This is a genomic window from Streptomyces sp. NPDC037389, assembly GCF_040636475.1.
GTDB classification, from domain to species: domain Bacteria; phylum Actinomycetota; class Actinomycetes; order Streptomycetales; family Streptomycetaceae; genus Streptomyces; species Streptomyces hesseae.
The window spans coordinates 20,288-44,204 of the sequence record NZ_JBEZUS010000018.1 but is presented as its reverse complement, the minus strand read 5'-3'; the positions used below and the strand labels follow the sequence as shown (position 1 = coordinate 44,204).

The following is a 23,917-nucleotide window of genomic DNA, read 5'->3' as shown; positions in this document are numbered from 1 at the left end:
GTCCGCGCGCTAGAGTCCCGGCAACGACGACGTTACTGATCAGTAAGGGGCGTGGACATGGGCCGGATGAAGCTCGGGATCAACCTCGGCTACTGGGGGGCCGGGATGGACGCCGACAACCTCGCGGTCGCCCGCGAGGCCGACCGGCTGGGCTACGCGGTCTGCTGGGCCGCCGAGGCCTACGGCTCGGACGCGCCCACCGTGCTGTCCTGGGTCGCGGCGCAGACCGAGCGGATCGACGTCGGCTCGGCGATCTTCCAGATCCCCGCCCGTACGCCCACGATGACGGCGATGACCGCCGCCACCCTCGACTCCCTCTCCGGCGGCCGCTTCCGCCTGGGCCTCGGCGTCTCCGGCCCGCAGGTCTCCGAGGGCTGGTACGGCGTGAAGTTCGACAAGCCGCTCGCCCGCACCCGCGAGTACGTCGAGATCATCCGCAAGGCCATGGCCCGCGAGCGCGTCTCCCACGCCGGCGAGCACTGGACGCTGCCGCTGCCCGGCGGCCCGGGCAAGCCCCTCAAGCTCACCGTCCACCCGGTGCGCGAGCACATCCCGCTGTACATCGCCGCGATCGGCCCGAAGAACCTGGAGCAGACCGGCGAGATCGCCGACGGCGCCCTGGTGATCTTCTTCGCCCCCGAGCACGCCGAGGAGACCACCCTCGGCGCCCTGCGCGCGGGCCGCGAGAAGGCGGGCAAGACCCTGGAGGGCTTCGACATCGTCCCGACCGTGCCCATGGCCGTCGGCGAGGACGTCGACGCGCTCGCCGACCTCTTCCGCCCGTACACCGCCCTCTACGTGGGCGGCATGGGCAGCGCCAAGCAGAACTTCTACAACAAGCTGGCGCGCCGCATGGGCTACGAGAAGGAGGCCGCCGAGATCCAGGAGAAGTACCTCTCCGGCGACAAGGCGGGCGCCGCCGCGGCCATCCCCCGGCAGCTGATCGACTCCACCACCCTGCTGGGCCCCGTGGAGCGCATCGCCGACCGGATGCAGGCCTACGCCGACGCCGGGGTCACCACCCTGTCGCTGGCCCCGGCCGGGCTCACCCTCGACGAGCGGATCGCCGCCCTGCGCACCGGTGTCGAGGCCCTGGAGCGGGCCGGGCTCGCGTAACGAGCCCACGAGCCCGCACCGGGAGGTCCGCGGCCGTGGCGGGGGCTCGGGGGTCGTCTTCCCCGCCACGGCCGACACCGAACACAACGCCCGGGTGCCCGCGTGGTTACGCGCCGGGACGATCCGGAATCTTTAACCGCCGTCCTTCGTTCGGCCGAGCCTCGCGGGCCTCCTGATTGCCGCCTCCCGGGCACCGCACTTGACTGGGTGCCCACGGAGGTGAAGGCCATGCTCACGGCCCGCAGTCTGTTCCAGGAGATCCTCGGCAACGACGAGGCGTACCGGCTCTTCTGCTCGATCGCCGCCGCCGGCGCGGCGCAGGGCGGCTGGGAGAACGGCCGCATCGCCGCCCTGGCGCCCGAGAGCCGGCGCCACCTCGCACCGAAGATCGCCCGGCACGGCGCGGACGAGGACAAGCACGGCCGGATCTTCAACGGCCTGCTGCGCCGCCGCGGCCTGGAACCCTGCACCGTCCCGGCCGAGACCGACTACACGTTGATCCTCGAACGCCGCGGCATCGGGCTCCCGCACGCCAAACTGCGCGCCGACCAGCCGCTGACCGAGCGGGACATCATCGCCTACCTGGCCCACAGCCGGGTCACCGAGCAGCGCGCGTCCGACCGGATGGACGCGCTCACCCGGCACTTCGGCGACCACCCCGAGATCGGCGCGGCCATTCACGTCATCCACGCCGACGAGGTCAACCACCTCGCCTACTGCCACGAGGAGCTGCTGCGCCTGGCCGCCGCCGGACACGGCCGCGTCATCCACGACCTCCTCCGGCGCAGCGCCCTCGCCGAGATCGCCGTCCACCGCGACGTCGGCCTCGCCGTCATGGCCCGCATGGGCCGCGTCCTGCGCTGGCCGGCGGCCAAGTCGGCGGCGCTCACGGCGGGCATCCACGCCCTCTACGCCTACGAGCGCCTGGGCGGCTGGCGCCGGATGGTCACCCTCCGGATGCCGGAGCACCGCGACGCCCTGGGCGGCCCGGCGACGGCGGCCCCGGAGCCGGTCTGAGCCGCCCGGCTCACCCCGGGGCCACGGCTCACAGCCACCCGCGCCGTTTGAACAGCCGGTACAGCCAGCCGACCAGCCCCGCCATCAGGACCACCACCACCGGATAGCCCCACGGCTGCCGGAGCTCCGGCATGTGGGAGAAGTTCATCCCGTAGATCCCGGCGATCATCGTCGGTACGGCCGCCATCGCCGCCCACGCCGAGATCTTGCGCATGTCGTCGTTCTGCTGGACCCCCATCTGCGCGAGATGAGCGGAGAGAATGTCCGAAAGCAGCCGGTCCAGGCCCTCCACCGATTCGTTCGCCCGGGCCAGGTGGTCGCTCACGTCGCGGAAGAACGGCCAGGACTTCTCGTCCACGAACGGCAGTTCCGTCGCGGACAGCCGCGCCATCGGTTCGACGAGCGGCAGTATCGCCCGGCGGAACTCCACGACCTGGCGTTTGAAGGAGTAGATCCGCGACGCCGTGTGCCGCACGTCCTCGCCCAGCGGCGCGAAGACCTCGGCCTCCAGCTCGTCCAGATCCGCGTGGAGCAGGATCGCCACGTCCGTGTAGTGGTCCACGACCGCGTCGCACACCGCGTACAGCACCGCCGTCGGCCCGTGCCGCAATATGCCCGGATCCCGTTCCAGCCGCCGGCGCACCTCCCCCAGCGGGCTGCCCTCGCCGTGCCGGACGGTCACCACGAAGCAGTTCCCGATGAAGACCATCACCTCGTCCGTGGTCACGGTGTCCCGTACGTCGTCGTAGACCACGGGCTTGAGGACCATGAACAGCGAGTCGTCGTAGACCTCCAGCTTCGGCCGCTGATGCGCGTTGAGCGCGTCCTCCACGGCCAGCGGATGCAGCCCGAACTCGCTCGTGACCAGGCCGAACTCCTTCTCGGTGGGCTCGTAGAGCCCGATCCAGACGAACGACTCGGTCTCGGCGCGGGCCGCTTCCAGCGCGTCCGCCAGCTCGGCCGGGGTCTCGGTGCGCTCCCCGTGCCGGTAGATGGCGCAATCCACGATCACGCAGGCCATTCTGCCGCTCATCCGTCCGCCGTACACCCGTCGAGGCCCGGACGGTGGTCGTAGGCTGACGGTCATGCCCACGCTGATCCTGGTCCGGCACGGCCGGTCGACCGCCAATACCGGGGGAGTGCTCGCCGGACGGACGCCCGGTGTGGCCCTGGACGAACGGGGTACGGCCCAGGCCGCCGCCCTCCCGGCCCGCCTCGCGGACGTCCCGCTCGCCGCCGCCGTCTCCAGCCCGCTGCTGCGCTGCCGGGAGACGCTCGCCCCGCTGCTCGCCGCCCGGCCCGGGCTGCCGCTCCACACCGACGAGCGGATCACCGAGTGCCACTACGGCGACTGGTCCGGCCGCAAGCTCAGCGAGCTGTCCGGCGAACCGCTGTGGGAGGTCGTCCAGCGCCACCCCTCCGCCGCGGCCTTCCCCGGCGGCGAGTCCCTGCGCGCCGTGCAGACGCGCGCCGTGGACGCCGTCCAGGGGTGGAACGAGCGCGTCGAGCGCGAGCACGGCGATGACGCGGCCTACCTGATGTGCACCCACGGCGATGTGATCAAGGCCGTGGTCGCCGACGCCCTGGGCCTCCACCTCGACCAGTTCCAGCGGATCACCGCCGACCCCTGCTCGGTCACCGCGATCCGCTACACCCGGCTGCGCCCCTATCTGCTGCGCCTGGGCGACACCGGCGACCTCGCGGGCCTCGCGCCGCGGCCGGCCGCCCCGGGCGGCGAGGGCGCGGACGCGGCCGTCGGGGGCGGTGCGGGAGCACCGTGATCGTCGCGAGCAGTAGGGTGGTGGGCGCGGGAACTCCGGGGCCACCGCCCCTGCTCCCGCACCGGAACGCAAACCCCAAGTGCCCTCCGAACCCCATGGAGCAGGACGTTGTCCCGTCAGGTGTTCCTCTATGACCCTCCGGACCGATTCGTCGCCGGTACGGTCGGGCTGCCGGGCCGCCGTACTTTCTTCCTCCAGGCCAGCGCGGCCGGCCGCGTCACCAGCGTGGCGCTGGAGAAGGCCCAGGTCGAAGCCCTCGCCGAGCGCATCGACGAGCTGCTGGACGAGGTCGTCCGGCGCACCGGCGGCAACGCCCCGGTGCCGGCCGTGGCCCCGGTCGAGCTCGCCGACGCAGCCCCCTTGGACACCCCCGTCGAGGAGGAGTTCCGCGTCGGCACCATGGCCCTGGCCTGGGACGGCGACGGCGAGCGCATGGTGGTGGAGGCCCAGGCCCTCGTCGAGCTGGAGGCCGGCACCGACGAGGACCTCGCGGAGGCCGAGGAGCGGCTGCTCCAGGACGAGCTGAACGGCCCGCCCATGCTCCGCGTCCGGCTGACCGGCACCATGGCCCGCGCCTTCGCCAAGCGCGCGCTCGAAGTCGTCAACGCGGGCCGGCCGCCCTGCCCGCTGTGCAGCCTGCCGCTCGACCCGGAGGGACACGTATGCCCGCGCCAGAACGGATACCGCCGGGGAGCGTGACCCCGCACGAGCTCCTGGCCAAGGGCGAGCTGACGGTCCGGGGCCGGGTCGGCGAGGCCTCCAACGCGGTCCTGTACTGCACGGTCGAGTACGAGGGCGTGAGCGCCGCCTGCGTCTACAAGCCCGTCGCGGGGGAGCGGCCCCTGTGGGACTTCCCCGACGGCACCCTCGCCCAGCGCGAGGTCGCCGCGTACGAGCTCTCCGAGGCCATGGGGTGGGGCCTGATCCCGCCCACCGTGCTGCGCGACGGGCCCTACGGCGAGGGCATGTGCCAGCTGTGGATAGAGGCGTCGGCCGACGAGGAAGCCCTCCTCGCCCTGGTGGAGGGCGAGGAACCGGGCCCCGGCTGGAAGGCCGTGGGCTTCGCCGACGTGGGCGAGGACCGCACCGCGCTGCTCGTCCACGCCGACGACGAACGGCTGCGGCGGCTGGCCGTGCTCGACGCGGTGATCAACAACGGTGACCGCAAGGGCAGCCACCTGCTGCCCGCCCCCGGCGGCCGGCTCTACGCCATCGACCACGGTGTGACCTTCAACGCGGACGACAAACTGCGCACCCTGCTGTGGGGATGGGCGGGGGAACCGCTGCCGGAGGAGGCTCTGGAGGCGCTGCGGCGGCTCTCTGCCGATCTGGAGGAGGGGCGGCCACTGGCCGGCCGACTGGCGGAACTGATCACTCCAGCAGAGCTGGAGGCACTGCGGGGCCGGGTGGCGGACCTGCTGCGGACGGGACGCCACCGAGAGCCGAGCGGGCAGTGGCCGGCGATCCCCTGGCCGCCGGTGTGATCGTCCCGGTGTGATCCTTTCGGTCCGACGCATGGGAATACACATGTGGGAAGCCCCGCGCAAGAACGGAACTTCGGCCAAACCCACCCGCCCGGTTCGTATCCGGAACTCGCATCCGGTTACGCTCAGGACATGCATGCCTGGCCCGCTTCTGAGGTTCCCGCCCTGCCCGGCAGTGGCCGCGACCTCCGGATCCACGACACCGCGACCGGTGAGCGAGTGACCCTCGCTCCCGGTCCCGTCGCCCGTATCTACGTGTGCGGCATCACGCCGTACGACGCCACCCACATGGGGCACGCGGCGACCTACAACGCGTTCGACCTCGTGCAGCGCGTGTGGCTCGACACCAAGCGGCAGGTGCACTACGTCCAGAACGTCACCGACGTGGACGACCCGCTGCTGGAGCGGGCCGTGCGCGACGGCGAGGACTGGACCGCCCTCGCCGAGCGCGAGACCGCGCTCTTCCGCGAGGACATGACCGCCCTGCGGATGCTCCCGCCGCGCCACTACGTGGGCGCCGTCGAGTCGATACCCAAGATCGTCCCGCTGGTGGAGCGGCTGCGCGACGCCGGTGCCGCCTATGAGCTCGAGGGCGACATCTACTTCTCCGTCGCGGCCGACCCCGCCTTCGGCGGCGTCTCCCACCTCGACGCCGAGGCGATGCGCCTGCTGTCCGCCGAGCGCGGCGGCGACCCGGACCGTCCGGGCAAGAAGAACCCCCTCGACCCGATGCTGTGGATGGCCGCCCGCCCGGGCGAGCCCAGCTGGGACGGCGCCTCGCTCGGCCCCGGACGGCCCGGCTGGCACATAGAGTGCGTCGCCATCGCCCTGGAGCACCTGGGCATGGGCTTCGACGTCCAGGGCGGCGGCTCCGACCTGATCTTCCCGCACCACGAGATGGGCGCCTCGCACGCCCAGGCGCTCACCGGCGAGCACCCCTTCGCCAAGGCGTACGTCCACGCCGGCATGGTGGCCCTCGACGGCGCGAAGATGTCGAAGTCCAAGGGCAACCTGGTATTCGTCTCCGCGCTCCGCCGCGACGGCGTCGACCCGGCCGCCATCCGCCTCTCGCTGCTCGCCCACCACTACCGCGCCGACTGGGAGTGGACGGACGCCGTCCTGACCGAGGCCGTGGAGCGCCTGGACCGCTGGCGCGCCGCCGTCTCGCGCCCGGACGGCCCCTCCGCCGACGCGCTGGTGGCGGAGATCCGCGAGGCCCTCTCCGACGACCTCGACTCCCCGGCCGCCCTGGCCGCAGTCGACCGCTGGGCCGCCGCCCAGGCCGCCGACGGCGGTACGGACGAGGGGGCGCCGGGCCTGGCCTCCCGCGCGGTCGACGCGCTGCTGGGCGTGGCGCTCTGACGGGCTGAGTCCAACCGTTCCCACGGGGCGCTCCGCGGCGACGCGGGGCGCCCCTTCGTACGTGCGGGGCGCCCCTTCGTACGTAAAGTCCACGGGTGCGATGCGCGAGTCCATGGTGACGCGGGTGACGGGTGCGTTAAGCACGCGGGCATGAGGCATCGATTACGTCTGAGAACGGCGGTGGCCGGCGCCCTCCTGGGCCTGGCGGCGGCCATGGCCGGGCCGGTGGGGACCGTACAGGCCGCCCCCACCGTGAGCGAGCGGACCGTCGGGAACGTCACGGGCTTCTCGACCGCCGGCCCCGTCTTCCACTTCCGCGCGGGCGAGGCCGCGGCCCGGGTGAGCTTCGTGGCGGCCGACACCTTCCGCATCGAGCTGGCGCCCGACGGCACCTTCACCGACCCGGCCGGCAAGGACATCGTGCAGCGGCAGGGCCCGCCCCCGGTGACCCGCTGGCGGGACCGGGGCGACCGCTACGAGCTGAGCACGTCGGCGGTCACCCTGCGCGCGTACAAGAAGCCCCTGCGCTTCGCCCTGCACCGCGCCGACGGCAGCCGCCTGTGGGCCGAGACCAAGGGCATCACCTGGACGGACGACACCACCACCCAGAGCCTCGCCCGCGGGGCCGACGAGCAGTTCTACGGCGCCGGAATGCAGAACGGGCGCGGCAGCACCTCGCACCGGGGAAAGACCGTCGAGGTGGGTGTCGACTACAACTGGAACGACGGGGGCCACCCGAACTCCGTCCCGTTCTACCTCTCCTCGGCGGGCTACGGCGTCTACCGCAACACCTACGCCCCCGGTACGTACTCCTTCACCGACCCGGTGACCACGAGCGAGAAGGAACGCCGCTTCGACGCGTACTACTTCGCGGGGAATCCGGGGAATTCACCGAAGGCCGTCATCGGGCAGTACACCCGCCTCACCGGCCGTCCGTTCCTGCCGCCGCTGTACGGCCTGGAGATCGGTGACTCGGACTGCTATCTGCACAACAAGAACCGCGGGGAGCGGCGCACGCTGGACGCCCTGAAGGTCGCCGACGGATATGTCGACAACGACATGCCGCTCGGCTGGATGCTCGTCAACGACGGCTACGGCTGCGGCTACGAGAACCTGGCCGACGCCAACAAGGGCCTCGGCGACCGCCGGATGAAAATGGGCCTGTGGACCGAGGACGGCCTGGGGAAACTCGCCGACCAGGTGAAGGCCGGCCAGCGCGTGGCCAAACTCGACGTCGCCTGGGTCGGCGACGGCTACAAATTCGCCCTCGACGGCTGCAAGGACGCCTACAAGGGCATCGAGGACAACAGCGACGCCCGCGGCTTCACCTGGGCCCCCGAGAGCTGGTCCGGCGCCCAGCGCTGCGGAGTGCAGTGGTCCGGCGACCAGAAGGGCTCCTGGGACTACATCCGCTGGCAGATCCCGACCTACGCGGGCGCCACGATGTCCGGACTCGCCTACACCACGGGCGACGTCGACGGCATCTTCGGCGGCAGCCCCCGCACCTACGTCCGCGACCTCCAGTGGAAGGCGTTCCTGCCCGCCGTGATGACGATGGACGGCTGGGCGCCGAGCGACAAACAGCCCTGGCGGTACGGCGATCCGTACACCTCCATCAACCGCAAATACCTCAAGTTGAAGGAATCCCTGCTGCCGTACATGTACTCCTACGCGGCGGAGGCGAACCGCACGGGCGTCGGCCCGGTGCGCCCGCTGGCGCTGGAATACCCGGACGACCCGAAGGCGGCGTCGGACGCGGCGAAATACGAATTCCTGACGGGCGAATACTTCCTGGTGGCCCCGGTCTACGAGGACACGGACGTCCGCGACGGCATCTACCTCCCCAAGGGAAAGTGGACCGACTACTGGACCGGCCGCGTCCACGAGGGCCCGACGACGCTGAACGGCTATCGAGCCCCGCTGGACACCCTCCCGCTCTTCGTGAAGGCGGGCGCGAACATCCCCATGTGGCCCGGCATCCGCTCCGCCGAGGACCGCACGGCGGATTCCCCTGTGGCCTGGGACGTCTACCCGCAGGGCACGTCCTCCTTCACGCTCTACGAGGACGACGGCGCCACCCGCGCCCACCGCGCGGGCGCCTACGCGGAACAGAAACTGACGGTCCGAGAGGAGGGTGACATCACCCTGTCCCTGGACGCGTCCCGCGGCGACTTCCGGGGCAAACAGGCGGCCCGCCCGTACGACTTCACGGTCCACACGGGCACGGCGCCGCACGGTGCTTCGCTGGACGGCCGGGAGCTGCCGCGCCTGGAGTCGAAGGCGGCATTCGAGGCGGCGGAGGCGGGCTGGTGGTACGACGCCGAAGACCGGGGCGGCGTGGCGCGGGTGAAGACGGGGACGCGGCCGACGGATCGTTCCTTCAATCTGAGGCTGGCAATTTCCGCTGATTCAGGCGGAGTTGCTCGGCGATAAGCGATACAGTCGCTGCGCGACGACGCGATTGCCGCGCCTGCCTGTCTGGGGGGCCCGCCGCCGGTCAGCCTGCCCCATTCGGGGGAGGGCCTGACTGGGGCGCGGCCACCCGGTACGCCGGGAACGGCCGCGCCCATGGCCGGGCCCTCCGTCCGGAGGGCCTGACCACCGGTGGGCTTGAGCCCACTCCGGAGAGAGGCGTGCGAGTGCGTCATCGCAAGAAGAAGGACCGGTCTTGCCTGAGGGCCCGGCTGTACCGCTGGGTTGCTCCGTTCCTGGGAGCGGCCGTCGCGGCGGCAGTGCGGTGATGGCTGGAGGTGAGGTTCCGGAAGTGACGCCGCCGGTGTTCCCCCATCCGACCCACTGATGGGGGAACACCGGGTGTCATGATCCTTCTTGCAGGGTGCCCGCTGCCGCTACCGAGCCCTCGGCGGCGGGTGCCCGCTACCGTATTGCATTGCCCTCGGTAGTGAGCCCCAACGGGCCACCACCACCGTACCGGTCGCGCAGGGCGCTTGCATGCGTTACGACGCCGACTCCGCCCGATTCACCTCCCCGGCGCGTACTCCTCCGTACGCGTCCAGTGGCCGGCCGGGCTGATGCCCACCTCGTAGGCGAGGGGCCGCCCTCGGCGTCGTAGGCCAGGTGCCGCACCTCGGCGACAGCGGCCGGGGCGTCGAGCCGGAGAGCTCCGGCTCCTCCTTGGGCAGCGCCATCGGTTTCCTCAAGGGGTGGAGGTGGGGGAGCGGTGATTTCCGCTGTCACACGGTCGTAGCGGAGGCGGGGCGCGCGGGGTGGCACGACGCGCTGGGTGTGGCGTTATGGCTTGTGGGCGAGCCGGTGCTGGGCGGCGTCGATCGCGGCGAGGAGGCGTTCGGCGTGGGTGAGGACGGGTCGCTCCTGTGGGAGGACCCATGCGCGACCGCCCACGCACCGGGTGGGCGGCGGGGCGAGGATCGCCCAGCCGGTGGGGTAGGCGACGACGCCGTCCATTCCGGCGAAGCGGTAGCTCGTTCCGAGGGGGAGCAGCCACCGCATGGCGCGTTCGGTGTCGCTCATGAGGTACGGCCCGAGGGGGTGGGCGTCGGCCTTGAGCTGGGACACGGCCGCCATGGCAAGCGTGAAGTCCAGCCGGATCGCGTCCCACCGGCGGCCGGTCAGGAGCGGGACTGTGCCTCCCATCGCCCAGAGCCGGATGGTGCCCTCGGGGTCGGTGGCGGCCTTGGCGAGCCAGTGAGCCATCGCGTTCGGGGTCATGCGTTCCTCCTGTAGTCGAGTTCGGCCCAGACGACCGCGCCGTGCCGAGTGCGGTCGTGTCCGTAGCGATCCGTGTCGATGAGGCCGGCAAGTACGGCTCGCCGGGCTTGTTCGCTCAGATCCGCCGGGAGATCCACTTCGATACGGATCCGCTGACGGGTCTCGTCGGTGCGCGGCGCGCGCCCGGTGGCTGCCGCAAGGAGTGCGGCCAGCGCTGTGGCCTGGGTCTTTGCGGTACACAACGGATGCCCCCGGGTGAGCGACTGATCACCTGACGTATTTCTAATGCATTAGCATCCAGCTAGTGCATTAGGTTGCCAACACCGTCGGTAACCCAAGCCTCACGGGCAGCACGGAGAGAGGCTCATGGCCGCAGAACAGCCGCCGTACATGCGCGTCGCCGATGACTTGCGTCGCCGGATCGCCGCAGGTGAGTGGGCGGTGGGGGAGCGGCTTCCCTCGCGTGCCCGGCTCGCGGCCGAGTATGGCGTGGGCTCGAACGTGTTGCAGAAGGCTCAGGAACGCCTCATCGTCGAAGGCCTGTTGGAGGGGCGTGCCGGATCCGGCACGTACGTGCGCATGCCTCGTGAACGGTTGCGCATGGTGCGGTCTCGGCGTCGTGAGCGGCGCGGGGGTTCGCCTTTCCGGTCCGGCATGCGCGAGCAAGGACGTCGGGAGTCATGGGAGTCCCACTCCGAGGCGCGGGTGCCCGCGCCCGAGCGCATCGCGCAGCGTCTGGCCATCGAGGTCGGCGATCCGTGCGTGCGGACCGTCTACGAGTTCCTGGCCGACGGGCAGCCCGTGCAGCTCTCCGAGAGCTGGGAGCCGATGGCCGTCACCGGCAGCACCCCGATCGTCCTGCCCGAACTCGGCCCGTTCGCGGGGATGGGGGTGGTGGAGCGGATGCGTTCCATCGGCGTCGTCATCGAAACGGCGGTTGAGATTCCCCGCCCGGCTCGTGCCACCCAGGCGCAGGCCAACCTGCTGGGGATCAGCCTCGGTGACCTGATCACGGAGATCGAGCGCACGTATTACGACTCGGACGGACGCCCGGTGGAGACGGCCGACATCGCGGTGCCGGACGCGCGTTGGGAGATCGTCTATGAGATCCCGGTAGAGGGGCGCAACGGCTGAGCTCAGTACTCCGCCAGCGATTCCCGCTCTCCGGCGCCGCCATCGATGGAGATTCCGCATTGGCTCGGCAGCGCGGCGATCAGTCGGCAGCCGGGCGAAATGGTGCGCGACGCGTGGACCTGGCCAACAATGGGCCGGGGGTCCCCGATCACGCCCGCGAGGAGAGCCTCATGCCCCGTGCCCTGGACGGCAAGACCGCCATCGTGACCGGAGGGTCCGCGAATCTCGGGGCGCGGTTCGCCGCCGCGCTCGCCGAGGACGGCGCCAACGTCATGGTGCACTACAACAGCGACTCCAAACGGGACCAGGCCGAGGACGTGGCCCGGAAGCTCACCGGGCACGGGGTGAAGGCCGCCACCCGGCAGGGTGATCTCACCCGGGTCGAGGAGGTGACGGGGCTCGTCGACGCGACGATCGACACGTTCGGGCAGTGGGACATCCTCGTCAACACCGCCGGGATGATCGTCCGTAAACCCATCGCGGAGTTCACCGAGGACGAGTGGGAGCGGATGTTCGCGATCAACGCGAAGATCCCGTTCTTCCTGATGAAGGAGGCGGCCACGAAGATGGCCGACCACGGCCGCGTCCTGAACCTCATCACGACGATCGTGGGCGTCACCGCCCCCACCTACGGCGGCTACGCCGGCAGCAAGAGCCCCGTCGAGCACTACACCAAGTCGCTCGCGAAGGAGATCGGCGGGCGCGGGATCACCGTCAACTGCGTGGCGCCCGGGCCGCTCAAGACCAGTTTCTTCTATCCGGCGGAGACCGACGAGAACATCGCCTGGCTGAAGAGCATGAGCGTCAACGGCGACATCGGCGACCCCGACGACGTCGTGCCCGTCGTCCGGTTCCTGGTCTCGCCCGAGGCCAAATGGGTGACGGCGCAGACCCTCTTCGTCAACGGAGGGCTGGTCGGGACGGCCAGTTGACCCGATGCTGACCGATGCGCAAGCCAACTCTTGCTTGGTTGAGCAAACACGCGCTACCTTTTGCTCATGCGAGCAAGGAACAGTGCGGCCAAGCAGGAGACGGGGGGTGCGTCCCGGACGTTCACCGAGGCGGCCCGGCGGGCTCAGATCGTGGAGGCCGCCATCGAGGTCATCGCCGAAGTGGGCTACGCCAAGGCGACGTTCACCCGGATCGCCAAGCGGGCGGGGCTGAGCAGCACGGGGATGATCTCGTACCACTTCGCCGGCAAGGGTGACCTCATGCGGGAGGTCGTCGCCGAGGTGTTCCGGGTGGCGGACGGGTACATGATCCCGAGGATCGAGGCACAGGCGACGGCTTCCGGGCGGCTCCGCGCGTACATCGAGTCGAATATCGAGCTCGTCGGTGAATTCCCGAAGCATCTCCCCGCCGTGGTCGAGGTACTGGCCAACGTCCGGGGCGAGGATTCCACGATGCGGGAGTTCTGTGCCTCGATGGATTCGCTCGTGGACATGCACACGCATTTGATCCATGAGGCCCAGAAGGCCGGCGAATTCGGGGAGTTCGACCCGCGCGTGATGGCCCTCGCGATCCGCGGGGCCGTCGACGGCGTGGTGACCCGCGCCGCCAAGGACCCGGACTTCGACGCCGTCGTCTGCGGCCGTGAGCTCGCCGACCTGTTCGAGCGCGCCACAAGGAAGGACAAACGGGGGGAATGATGGGAACACAAGAGCAGACAAGCCAGTCCGTCGACGGGGCGGCGGAGACGCGGACACAGGCGCAGAAGACCGCCGCCCTCCGCAAACTGATCGTCCTTCAGCTCGTCATCGAGCTCGCCCTGCCGCTCGGCGGCTACTACGGGCTGCGCGCCGCCGGCGTGAGCCAGTGGGCGGCGCTGGCGATCGGCAGCCTCCTGGCCGTGCCGTGGCTCGTGCACGGGATGGTCAAGCGCCGCCGGGTGGAGGTCATGGCGGTCTTCACGCTGACGCTGATGGCCGTCGGCGCGTTGATGTCGGTGGTGACCGGCGATCCGCGCACGCTGCTCGTCCGGGACAGCTGGATCGCTGCCCTCGCCGGGTTCTGGGTGCTCGGAACGCTCCTGACCCGGCGGCCGTTCATGATGACGATGGCCCAGACGATCGTGGCGGCGAAGGTCGGCGAGGCCGGCCGGCGCGAGTGGGAGGCCCGCTGGGGGGCGGAGCCCGCCTTCCGCCGCGCCATCCGGGTCATCACCGCCGTGTGGGGGACCGTGCTCACCCTGGACGCGGGGGTCCGCGTCGTACTGGCCCTCACCGCGCCGGTCGACCTGGTGCCGACGCTGAGCACCGTCCAGTGGCTGGTGGTCCTGGCCGGGCTGCTCGTCTTCCACAACCGGTACATCACCCGGCACGGGCTGAAGGTCTAGGGGGAAACGTGGATACGGGGGAGAAGAACATGGATACGGACGTCATCGTCGTCGGGGCCGGACCCACCGGTCTGACCGTCGCCAACGAACTGGGCCTCGCCGGCGTCCGCGCCGTCGTCCTGGAACGGCTGCCCGAGCGCACCGGACAGTCCAAGGCGCTCAACCTCCAGCCCAGGACCGCCGAGATGCTGGACATGCGCGGCTGGCTGGACCCCGTCCTCGACCGGGCCGTCACCACCCTGCCCGGCGGCCACTTCGCCGGGATGCCCCTGGACTACACGACCCTGGGCACCGCCTTCCCGTACCAGGTGGGCATCCCGCAGGCCCGGGTCGAGGAGTTCCTGGTAGCGCACCTCGCCACATACGGCATCCCCGTACTGCGCGGCCACGAGCTCGCCGGGTTCACCCAGAACGCCGACGGCGTCACCGCGACCGTCACCGGGCCGGACGGGAGCGAGCGGCGGCTGCGCGCCGCCTATCTCGTCGGCGCGGACGGCGGCCGCAGCCGGGTCCGCAAGGAGCTCGGCGTGGGCTTCCCCGGCCGGGACGGCCGCTACTCCCTCGTCGTCGCCGACGTGGTGCTCGCCGAGGACAGCGCGCTGCCCACCGACTGGCGGCTGCCGAACCCCGACGAGCCCGACGGCGACGACGTGTTCCTGATCCCGCTCGGCGACGGCGTCCACCGCTTCCTCTTCGCGGGCCCGGAGCAGCAGAAGCACGACCGGGACGACCCGGTCCCCGACGACGAGGTCCGGGCGGCGCTGGCGACCGCGAAGCGCTTCCGGCCGCAACTCCTGGAGGTGCGCTGGGCGTCGCGGTTCACCGACGCCGCCCGGCAGGCCGAGCGCTATGTCACCGGCCGCGTCATGCTGGCCGGCGACGCCGCGCACGTCCACCTCCCGGCGGGCGGCCAGGGCATGAACCTGGGAGTGCAGGACGCCTTCAACCTCGGCTGGAAGCTCGCCGCGGTCGTCCAGGGGCGGATGCCCGAACGGCTCCTGGACACCTACCACTCCGAACGGCACCCCGTGGGCGAGGGCGTCCTGGCGAACACCCGGGCCCAGGGCGCCCTGATGTGGCCGGACGACGACGTGCGCGCCCTGCGCGGCATCCTCGGCGACGTCCTCGCGATGCCCGAGGCGAACCGGCGGATCGCCGGAATGATCTCCGGCATCGACATCCGCTACGACATGCCGGACGCGCCCGGGCACCCGCTGCTGGGCGCGCGGCTGCCCGTCCGCCTGGCGGCGGGGCGAGGCGCCCTGCTCGGACCCGAGGGCGGGGCGGCGCGGGGGTGGGCCGGGCGCGTCGACGCGGGGCCGGCGCCCGAGGGCGTCGACGGCGCCGAGGTGGTGCTGGTCCGGCCGGACGGGCACGTGTGCTGGGCGGGCCCGGCGGGCGGTGACGCGTCGCTTCTCGCGGCGCTGGAGCGGTGGTTCGGGCCGGGGGACTGAGCCCTACTTCAGGAACGTCACCTCGGGGTACGCCGCCGACGGCCGCTCCAGCAGGGGGCTGCGCACACCGCGCAGGTGCCGGTCGAAGAACGCGTTCACGTACGCCCGCGTGAGGGCCGTCGCCCGGTCCGCCTTCAGGGTGCCGAAGGAACCGGGAACGGCCTCCGGCGGGACGGCCGGCGGCATGCCGAAGCGCTCCACCAGCCAGGGCCCGTCGGTGAAGGTGAGGTGGCCGCCCTGGGCGACGTCGAGCCAGCGCTTCCAGCCGGTCAGATGCCGCCAGGTCCGCTCCCAGTCGTCCCGGTTCTCCGCGTCGCCGGCCCGCTGGGCGCCCAGCAGCAGGACCGGGCGCTTCAGGTCGGTGGACGGCTCGCTGAAGAAGTTGCCGTCCATGTTCACCGCGGCCTTCACCCGCCGGTCGGTGCGCGCGACCTCCACCGCGCTCGCCCCGCCGATCGAGTGACCGGCCACGCCGATGCGGTCGCGGTCGACGCGCAGGCCGCTGCCGGGGGCCGTCAGGCGGTCGAGGACGAACGAGATGTCCTTGGCGCGGTTGGATATCACGGCACCCGCGTCCGGCTTCCCGCACAGCAGGCAGTCCTCGATACGGCCGTCGGGGAACTGCACCGGGGCCTCGTATGTGTGGTCGACCGCGGCCACGGCGTACCCGCGCGAGGCCAGGTCCTCGCCCAGCGCGGTGAGCGTGAAGCGGCTCATCCCGAAGCCGGGGGACAGCACGACGAGCGGCCGCGCCTTCGGGGCGACCGGCGCGTTGAGGATCGCGTGGGTGCGCACCCAGGCGGCGGCCTCGGTGCCGAGGACCTTCTTCGACAACTCCTTTGATACGTAGGGGGCCTTGGGCCCGGCCGAGGGGAGCGCCGGGTACCACAGCGACACCATGAGCTCACGGTGGCCGGCGGCCGGCTTCCAAGGGTCGGTCCGCGAGGTGTCGACCAGGTGCAGCGTCCGCGTGCCGATCGGTGCCCGCGTCGCCGGTGCGGGGACCTCGCCGACGGGGGCCGGACGGGACGCCGCGACGGCGGCGGACGGTATCTGCGGGGCCACGAAGGCGGTGAGCAGCGCGGCCGCCAGGAGCGACCTGCGTGTAGTGATCATCGACATGATCGTCACGCTAGGCGGCGCGGCCGCTCCCGGCGTCCTCCCAAGGTGTGAGACGGCTCCCCCTACCGCGCGTTGCCGTGCTCACCCGGGGGCAACCCCCGGACCCCCGGCCCCTCCACCGCGCTAACGCGCGTTGAAGTACTTCGCCTCCGGGTGGTGGATCACGATCGCGTCCGTCGACTGCTCCGGGTGCAGCTGGAACTCCTCCGACAGGTGCACCCCGATCCGCTCCGGCTCCAGCAGGGCCGCGATCTTCGCGCGGTCCTCCAGGTCGGGGCACGCCCCGTAGCCCAGGGAGAAGCGGGCGCCCCGGTACTTCAGGGCGAACATGCCCTCCACGTCGTCCGGGTCCTCGCCCCCGAAGCCCAGCTCCGCCCGGACGCGCGCGTGCCAGTACTCGGCCAGGGCCTCCGCCAGCTGCACCGACAGGCCGTGGAGCTCCAGGTAGTCGCGGTAGGAGTCCGACGCGAAGAGCTCCGCCGTCGCCCCGCCGATCCGTGAGCCGACCGTGACGACCTGAAGGCCGACCACGTCCGGCTCGCCGCTCTCCTCCGGGCGGAAGAAGTCCGCCAGGCACAGGCGCCGGCCGCGGCGCTGGCGCGGGAAGGTGAAGCGGGTGCGCTCGGTGCCGTCCTCGTGGAGGAGGATGAGGTCGTCGCCCTTGCTCACGCACGGGAAGTAGCCGTGGACGACGGCCGCCTCCAGCAGGTTCTCCGTGTGGAGCTTGTCCAGCCAGCCGCGCAGCCGGGGGCGGCCCTCGGTCTCGACCAGCTCCTCGTAGGTCGGGCCGCCCGTGCGGGCCTGCTTCAGGCCCCACTGGCCCTTGAAGAGCGCGCCCTCGTCCAGCCAGGACGCGTAGTCCTTCAGCGGGATGCCCTTGATGACGCGCGTGCCCCAGAACGGCGGCTCGGGGATGCGGTTGTCCACCGCCACGTCCGAGCGGACGGCGCCCTCGGGCTCCTTCACCTCCGGTACGGCCACGTCCCGCTTGGGTACGCGCCGCTGCTTGAGATCCGGCAGCGTCGCGCCCGGCACCCCGCGCTTGACGGCGACGAGCGCGTCCATCAGGCGCAGGCCCTCGAAGGCGTCCCGGGCGTAGCGGACCTCGCCCTCGTAGATCTCGTGGAGGTCCTGCTCGACGTACGCGCGGGTGAGCGCGGCCCCGCCGAGGATCACCGGGTAGGTGGCCGCCAGCTTGCGCTGGTTGAGCTCCTCCAGGTTCTCCTTCATGATCACGGTGGACTTCACCAGCAGGCCGGACATGCCGATGACGTCGGCGCGGTGCTCCTCGGCGGCCTCGACGATGGCCGAGACCGGCTGCTTGATGCCGAGATTGACGACGTTGTAGCCGTTGTTGGACAGGATGATGTCGACGAGGTTCTTGCCGATGTCGTGGACGTCGCCGCGCACCGTGGCCAGGACGATCGTGCCTTTACCGTCGGCGTCGGACTTCTCCATGTGCGGTTCGAGGTGGGCCACCGCCGCCTTCATCACCTCGGCCGACTGGAGCACGAACGGCAGCTGCATCTGGCCGGAGCCGAAGAGCTCGCCGACGACCTTCATGCCGGCCAGCAGCGTCTCGTTGACGATGTCGAGGGCCCTGCGGGCCCCCAGGGCCTCGTCGAGGTCGGCCTCCAGGCCGTTCCGCTCGCCGTCGATGATGCGGCGCTGGAGCCGCTCCTCCAGCGGCAGGGCGGCCAGCTCCTCGGCCTTGCCCGCCTTGAGGGACTTGGCGGTGGCGCCCTCGAACAGCGCCATCAGCTTCTGCAGCGGGTCGTAGCCCTCGGCGCGCCGGTCGTGGATCAGGTCGAGGGCGGTGGTGACCTGCTCCTCGTCGAAGCGGGCGATGGGCAGGATCTTGCTCGCGTGGACGATCGCCGAGTCCAGGCCGGCCTTCACGCACTCGTCCAGGAAGACGGAGTTGAGGAGGATGCGGGCGGCCGGGTTGAGGCCGAAGGAGATGTTCGACAGGCCCAGCGTGGTCTGTACGGCCGGGTGACGGCGCTTGAGCTCGCGGATGGCCTCGATGGTGGCGACGCCGTCCTTGCGGGACTCCTCCTGGCCGGTGCAGATGGTGAAGGTCAGGCAGTCGATGAGGATGTCGTCCTCGAGGATGCCCCAGTTGCCGGTGAGGTCGGCGATGAGCCGCTGGGCGATCTCGACCTTCTTCTCGACGGTCCGGGCCTGGCCCTCCTCGTCGATGGTGAGCGCGATGAGGGCGGCTCCGTGGTCCCGCGCGAGCCGGGTGACCTTGGCGAAGCGGGACTCGGGGCCGTCGCCGTCCTCGTAGTTGACGGAGTTGATCACCGCGCGGCCGCCGAGCTTCTCCAGGCCCGCCTCGATGACGTCGACCTCGGTGGAGTCCAGCACGACCGGCAGGGTGGAGGCGGTGGCGAAGCGGCCGGCCAGCTCCACCATGTCGGCGACGCCGTCGCGGCCGACGTAGTCCACGCACAGGTCGAGCATGTGGGCGCCCTCGCGGATCTGCTCGCGGGCCATCTCCACGCAGTCGTCCCAGCGGCCGTCCAGCATGGCCTCGCGGAACTTCTTCGAGCCGTTGGCGTTGGTGCGCTCTCCGATGGCCAGGTACGAGGTGTCCTGGCGGAAGGGGACCGTCTGGTAGAGGGACGCGGCACCGGGCTCGGGCCGGGGGCTGCGCTCGGGCGGGGTGACGCCGCGGACGCGTTCGACGACCTGGCGCAGGTGCTCGGGGGTGGTGCCGCAGCAGCCGCCGACGAGCGACAGGCCGTAGTCGCGGACGAAGTTCTCCTGCGCGTCGGCCAGACCCTCCGGGCCGAGCGGGAAGTGGGCGCCGTCCTTGGTGAGGATCGGCAGGCCCGCGTTCGGCATGCACAGCAGCGGGATGCGGGAGTGGCGGGTGAGATAGCGCAGGTGCTCGCTCATCTCGGCGGGGCCGGTCGAGCAGTTCAGGCCGATCATGTCGATGCCGAGCGGTTCCAGCGCGGTCAGCGCGGCGCCGATCTCGGAACCGAGGAGCATGGTGCCGGTGGTCTCGAAGGCCATCGAGCACAGCAGCGGCACCTCGAGGCCGGTGGCCGCCATGGCGCGCCGGGAGCCCAGGATCGACGCCTTCGTCTGCAGCAGGTCCTGGGTGGTCTCGACGATCAGGGCGTCGGCGCCGCCGGCGAGCAGGCCCTCCGCGTTGGCCTGGAAGCCGTCGCGGAGCGTGGCGTAGCCGATGTGGCCGAGGGTGGGCAGCTTGGTGCCGGGACCGATCGAGCCCAGTACCCAGCGCTGCCGGCCGTCGTCGGCGGTGTACCCGTCCGCCACTTCGCGGGCGATGCGGGCGCCGGCCTCGGACAGTTCGTGGACGCGGTCCGCGACGTCGTACTCGGCCATGGCCGTGTGGTTGGCGCCGAAGGTGTTGGTCTCCACGCAGTCCACGCCGACGGCGAAGTACGCCTCGTGCACCGAGCGCACGATGTCCGGCCGGGTGACGTTGAGGATCTCGTTGCAGCCTTCGAGCTGCTGGAAGTCCTCAAGGCTGGGGTCCTGCGCCTGGAGCATCGTTCCCATCGCCCCGTCGGCCACCACCACGCGGGTGGCGAGGGCCTCGCGCAGTTGCGCGATTCGGGCGGAACGGACGGTCGATGGCGTAAGCGAGGCCATGGATGTGCTCCCGGGTGTGCGACGGCTGTCGGCTTTGCGCCCTCGCTGAAGAGGGCGCACGTCGCCAGCCTAGCCGTCGGGGGGCCGGGAGGCCGAGGGGCGTCCACGGTCTGGACCATCCGGTGGACCGTCGGCCCGATCCGGGTCCTGCGGCCGGATTCGGCCGTACGAGCCCTGTCGGTGATCATGGTCTGGCCTGCTGTCGGGTATCCCCTGGTCGGCATCGGCCGATAGTGTTCAGCATTGCCGAACGGATACAAACGGATACAGCCGGGCGGCGCGGGTGTGTAAGGAGGGTGCTCGATGGCACGGACCATCCAGTCACTGGAGCGGGCGGCGGCGATGCTGCGGCTGCTCGCGGGCGGTGAGCGACGGCTCGGCCTGTCCGACGTGGCCTCCGCGCTGGGCCTGGCGAAGGGCACCGCCCACGGCATCCTGCGCACCCTCCAGCAGGAGGGGTTCGTCGAGCAGGACCCCGCCTCGGGGCGCTACCAGCTCGGCGCCGAGCTGCTGCGGCTGGGCAACAGCTATCTGGACGTCCACGAACTGCGGGCGCGCGCCCTGGTCTGGGCGGACGACCTGGCCCGTTCCAGCGGCGAGAGCGTCTATCTCGGCGTGCTCCACCAGCAGGGCGTCCTGATCATCCACCATGTCTTCCGGCCCGACGACAGCCGTCAGGTGCTGGAGGTCGGCGCGATGCAGCCGCTGCACAGCACGGCGCTGGGCAAGGTGCTGTGCGCCTACGACCCGGTGGCGCACGCCGAGGTCGCCGACGCCGAGCGCCAGGCGTTCGCCCCGCGGACGGTGACGGCCATGCCCGACCTGGAGGGCGTGCTGGACCTGACCCGGGCCCGCGGCTGGGCGTCGGACGTCGAGGAGACCTGGGCGGGCGTGGCCTCGCTCGCGGCCCCCATCCACGACCGGCGCCGGATGCCGGTCGGCGCGGTGGGCATCACGGGCGCCGTCGAGCGCGTCTGCGAGGCGGGCGAGCTCCAGGCCCGGCTGGTCGCGGCGGTGCGCGACTGCGCCCGCGCCGTCTCCCGCGATCTCGGCGCCGGCCGCTTCTGAAGACCGCTTTTCCGAAAGGGGTCGCACCCGCGTTCGCGGCCCCCGGGAAAACGGTCCGTCCGGTTCGCAAAAGCGTTTGGGGAGCGGCTCTTCGAGGCCGCTGAGACCAGGTCGTTACCGGTCGGTATCCGAACGTAAATTTACGGCCAGTTGGCCGAGAGTTTCCGGTCACAGAACCCTTGACGTGCCCTTAACCGTGCAGAAAACTGCCGTGCATCGGTCGGCATTGTCGAACACCTACCGACAATATTCGCTATGGTGTGCAGTGCCACGGGACCGATCGCCGCCCTCACGGAGGGCTCGGACCGCCGGAAACCCGCGGTTCGTCTTCCCCTGGACGAAGGACAAAGGAGTCGCGGGTGTCCAGCTCCGACATCTTCACCGGTGAGTTCATCGGTACCGCAGTGCTGATTCTGCTCGGCGGCGGCGTATGCGCCGCCGTCACCCTGAAGCGTTCCAAGGCACAGAACGCCGGCTGGCTGGCCATCACGTTCGGCTGGGGCTTCGCCGTACTGGCCGGCGCCTACATCGGCGCCAAGTCCGGTGCGCACCTCAACCCGGCCGTCACCCTCGGCCTCGCCTTCGACGGCGCGGTCGACTGGAGCGACGTACCGCTGTACATCGGCTCCCAGCTGCTGGGCGCGATGACCGGTGCCACGCTGGTGTGGCTCGCCTACTACGGCCAGTTCCAGGCGCACCTGACCGACCCGGAGATCGTCAAGTCCCTCAACCCCCACGAGGGCATGGTCGACCAGACCGCCGAGCCGCAGGCCGGCCCGGTGCTGGGCATCTTCTCCACCGGTCCCGAGGTCCGCAACGCGGTGCAGAACCTGCTGACCGAGATCATCGCCACGATGGTGCTGGTGCTGTTCATCCTGACCATGGGCCTGACCAAGGGCCTGGCCGTCAGCGGCACGGGCACCCTGATGGTGGCCCTGGTCGTCGTCGGCATCGGCCTCTCGCTCGGCGGCCCGACCGGTTACGCCATCAACCCCGCCCGTGACCTCGGCCCGCGCATCGTGCACGCGCTGCTCCCGCTGCCCAACAAGGGCGGTTCGGACTGGAGCTACGCCTGGGTCCCCGTGGTCGGCCCGATCATCGGCGCCGCCCTCGCCGCAGGCATCCACAAGATCGCGTTCTGAGCAGCACCCGCCGAGACCCTTCCGACTTCAGGAGCACACCCCCAATGACCGAGACCACAGGCACCCACGCCCAGGGCCCGTTCATCGCCGCGATCGACCAGGGCACCACCTCGTCCCGCTGCATCGTCTTCGACCGCGACGGACGCATCGTCTCCGTCGACCAGAAGGAGCACGAGCAGATCTTCCCGAAGCCGGGCTGGGTCGAGCACGACGCCAAGGAGATCTGGACCAACGTCCAGGAGGTCGTCGCGGGCGCCGTCGAGAAGGCGGGCATCACCGCCGCCGACGTCAAGGCCATCGGCATCACCAACCAGCGTGAGACCACGCTGATGTGGGACAAGAACACCGGTGAGCCGGTCTACAACGCCATCGTCTGGCAGGACACCCGCACCGACGCCCTCTGCAAGGAGCTCGGCCGCAACGTCGGCCAGGACCGCTTCCGCCGTGAGACGGGCCTCCCGCTGGCCTCCTACTTCTCCGGCCCCAAGGTCCGCTGGCTGCTGGACAACGTCGAGGGCCTGCGCGAGCGCGCGGAAGCCGGCGAGATCCTCTTCGGCACCATGGACTCCTGGGTCATCTGGAACCTCACCGGCGGTGCCGAGGGCGGCGTCCACGTCACGGACGTCACCAACGCCTCCCGCACCATGCTGATGAACCTCCGCTCCCTGGAGTGGGACGAGCGCATCCTCGCCTCCATGGAGATCCCGGCCGCCGTGCTGCCGGAGATCCGCTCCTCCGCCGAGGTCTACGGCACCGCCAAGGACGGCGCCCTCGCCGGCGTCCCCGTCGCCTCCGCGCTCGGCGACCAGCAGGCGGCCCTCTTCGGCCAGACCTGCTTCGAGCAGGGCGAGGCCAAGTCCACCTACGGCACCGGCACCTTCATGCTGATGAACACCGGTGACGAGCCCGTCCAGTCCTACAACGGCCTGCTGACCACCGTCGGCTACCGCATCGGCGACCAGAAGCCGGTCTACGCCCTCGAGGGCTCCATCGCCGTCACCGGCTCCCTCGTGCAGTGGATGCGCGACCAGATGGGCCTCATCAAGAGCGCGGCCGAGATCGAGACGCTGGCCAGCTCCGTCGAGGACAACGGCGGCGCCTACTTCGTGCCGGCCTTCTCCGGCCTGTTCGCCCCCTACTGGCGCTCCGACGCGCGCGGTGTGATCGCGGGCCTGACCCGCTACGTCACCAAGGCGCACATCGCCCGCGCCGTACTCGAGGCCACCGCCTGGCAGACCCGCGAGATCACCGACGCCATGACCAAGGACTCCGGCGTCGAGCTCACCGCGCTCAAGGTCGACGGCGGCATGACCTCCAACAACTTGCTGATGCAGACGCTCTCGGACTTCCTGGACGCCCCCGTGGTGCGCCCGATGGTCGCCGAGACCACCTGCCTCGGCGCGGCCTACGCCGCCGGCCTGGCCGTCGGTTTCTGGCCGGACACCGACGCACTGCGCGCCAACTGGCGCCGGGCCGCCGAGTGGACCCCCCGCATGGACGCGGACACGCGTGACCGCGAGTACAAGAGCTGGCTCAAGGCCGTCGAGCGGACCATGGGCTGGATCGAGGACGAGGAGTAATC

19 protein-coding genes are annotated in these 23,917 nt (G+C 71.1%); 15 read left to right on the top strand and 4 right to left on the bottom strand.

Annotated elements, in window-relative coordinates; genetic code table 11:
- The first annotated feature begins 66 nt into the window (after nt 1–66).
- Nucleotides 67–1,116, top strand: coding sequence for an LLM class F420-dependent oxidoreductase (locus AB0E98_RS29795; protein WP_361708738.1), 1,050 nt, complete (start codon nt 67–69; stop codon nt 1,114–1,116).
- Nucleotides 1,117–1,344: 228 nt separating this feature from the next.
- A complete protein-coding gene (locus AB0E98_RS29790) occupies nt 1,345–2,133 on the top strand; it encodes a ferritin-like domain-containing protein (protein WP_361708736.1) in 789 nt (262 codons plus the stop codon).
- A gap of 28 nt (nt 2,134–2,161) precedes the next feature.
- Here AB0E98_RS29790 and corA read toward each other — a convergent pair whose 3' ends face one another.
- Nucleotides 2,162–3,154 (bottom strand): magnesium/cobalt transporter CorA, encoded by a 993-nt coding sequence (gene corA / locus AB0E98_RS29785; RefSeq protein WP_361708733.1) that lies wholly within the window; start codon nt 3,152–3,154, stop codon nt 2,162–2,164.
- A 64-nt stretch (nt 3,155–3,218) separates the two neighbouring features.
- Here corA and AB0E98_RS29780 point away from each other — a divergent pair, with 64 nt between their 5' ends.
- From AB0E98_RS29780 to AB0E98_RS29760, 5 genes are all read left to right on the top strand, one after another.
- Nucleotides 3,219–3,914, top strand: a complete 696-nt coding sequence (locus AB0E98_RS29780; RefSeq protein WP_361708579.1) for a histidine phosphatase family protein — start codon at nt 3,219–3,221, stop codon at nt 3,912–3,914.
- Between the two features lie 108 nt (nt 3,915–4,022).
- Nucleotides 4,023–4,613: a DUF3090 domain-containing protein gene (locus AB0E98_RS29775; protein WP_311612609.1), complete on the top strand. Its 591-nt coding sequence runs from the start codon at nt 4,023–4,025 to the stop codon at nt 4,611–4,613.
- Nucleotides 4,577–5,398: an SCO1664 family protein gene (locus tag AB0E98_RS29770; protein ID WP_361708577.1), complete on the top strand. Its 822-nt coding sequence runs from the start codon at nt 4,577–4,579 to the stop codon at nt 5,396–5,398. The genes AB0E98_RS29775 and AB0E98_RS29770 overlap by 37 nt, the downstream gene beginning before the upstream one ends.
- Nucleotides 5,399–5,530: 132 nt before the next feature.
- Nucleotides 5,531–6,760, top strand: coding sequence for a cysteine--1-D-myo-inosityl 2-amino-2-deoxy-alpha-D-glucopyranoside ligase (gene mshC / locus AB0E98_RS29765; protein WP_361708576.1), 1,230 nt, complete (start codon nt 5,531–5,533; stop codon nt 6,758–6,760).
- Nucleotides 6,761–6,910: 150 nt separating this feature from the next.
- The gene (locus tag AB0E98_RS29760; protein WP_361708574.1) at nt 6,911–9,193 is read left to right on the top strand and encodes a TIM-barrel domain-containing protein; all 2,283 of its coding nucleotides are present in this window, start codon (nt 6,911–6,913) and stop codon (nt 9,191–9,193) included.
- Between the two features lie 819 nt (nt 9,194–10,012).
- On the opposite strand, the gene AB0E98_RS29755 is transcribed toward AB0E98_RS29760, so the two are convergent.
- Nucleotides 10,013–10,450 carry a hypothetical protein gene (locus AB0E98_RS29755; protein ID WP_361708571.1) on the bottom strand — a complete coding sequence of 146 codons (438 nt, stop codon included), beginning with the start codon at nt 10,448–10,450 and terminating at the stop codon, nt 10,013–10,015.
- Nucleotides 10,451–10,816: 366 nt separating this feature from the next.
- Here AB0E98_RS29755 and AB0E98_RS29750 point away from each other — a divergent pair, with 366 nt between their 5' ends.
- The 5 genes from AB0E98_RS29750 (at nt 10,817) to AB0E98_RS29730 (ending at nt 15,373) form a co-directional block, all read left to right on the top strand.
- Nucleotides 10,817–11,584, top strand: a complete 768-nt coding sequence (locus tag AB0E98_RS29750) for a GntR family transcriptional regulator (RefSeq protein WP_361708569.1) — start codon at nt 10,817–10,819, stop codon at nt 11,582–11,584.
- Nucleotides 11,585–11,754: 170 nt separating this feature from the next.
- Nucleotides 11,755–12,516 (top strand): SDR family oxidoreductase, encoded by a 762-nt coding sequence (locus AB0E98_RS29745; RefSeq protein WP_361708567.1) that lies wholly within the window; start codon nt 11,755–11,757, stop codon nt 12,514–12,516.
- A gap of 66 nt (nt 12,517–12,582) precedes the next feature.
- Nucleotides 12,583–13,233: a TetR/AcrR family transcriptional regulator gene (locus AB0E98_RS29740; RefSeq protein WP_361708565.1), complete on the top strand. Its 651-nt coding sequence runs from the start codon at nt 12,583–12,585 to the stop codon at nt 13,231–13,233.
- The gene (locus tag AB0E98_RS29735) at nt 13,230–13,919 is read left to right on the top strand and encodes a VC0807 family protein (RefSeq protein ID WP_361708563.1); all 690 of its coding nucleotides are present in this window, start codon (nt 13,230–13,232) and stop codon (nt 13,917–13,919) included. Before AB0E98_RS29740 ends, AB0E98_RS29735 begins: the two co-directional genes overlap by 4 nt.
- Nucleotides 13,920–13,948: 29 nt before the next feature.
- On the top strand, nt 13,949–15,373 hold the full coding sequence (locus tag AB0E98_RS29730) for an FAD-dependent monooxygenase (protein WP_361708562.1): 1,425 nt from the start codon (nt 13,949–13,951) through the stop codon (nt 15,371–15,373).
- A gap of 3 nt (nt 15,374–15,376) precedes the next feature.
- Here the strand turns inward: AB0E98_RS29730 and AB0E98_RS29725 are convergent, their stop codons facing one another.
- Nucleotides 15,377–16,495, bottom strand: coding sequence for a dienelactone hydrolase family protein (locus AB0E98_RS29725; RefSeq protein ID WP_361708560.1), 1,119 nt, complete (start codon nt 16,493–16,495; stop codon nt 15,377–15,379).
- A 123-nt stretch (nt 16,496–16,618) separates the two neighbouring features.
- Nucleotides 16,619–20,125, bottom strand: coding sequence for a methionine synthase (gene metH, locus AB0E98_RS29720; RefSeq protein ID WP_361708558.1), 3,507 nt, complete (start codon nt 20,123–20,125; stop codon nt 16,619–16,621).
- A 303-nt stretch (nt 20,126–20,428) separates the two neighbouring features.
- Between metH and AB0E98_RS29715 the strand changes: the two genes are divergently transcribed.
- From AB0E98_RS29715 to glpK, 3 genes are all read left to right on the top strand, one after another.
- Nucleotides 20,429–21,193 (top strand): IclR family transcriptional regulator, encoded by a 765-nt coding sequence (locus AB0E98_RS29715; protein WP_361708556.1) that lies wholly within the window; start codon nt 20,429–20,431, stop codon nt 21,191–21,193.
- 359 nt (nt 21,194–21,552) lie between these two features.
- Entirely contained in the window at nt 21,553–22,335 is a 783-nt protein-coding gene (locus AB0E98_RS29710; protein WP_311612628.1) for an MIP/aquaporin family protein, read from the top strand.
- Nucleotides 22,336–22,379: 44 nt separating this feature from the next.
- Nucleotides 22,380–23,915: a glycerol kinase GlpK gene (gene glpK, locus AB0E98_RS29705; protein ID WP_361708554.1), complete on the top strand. Its 1,536-nt coding sequence runs from the start codon at nt 22,380–22,382 to the stop codon at nt 23,913–23,915.
- Nucleotides 23,916–23,917: the final 2 nt, after the last annotated feature.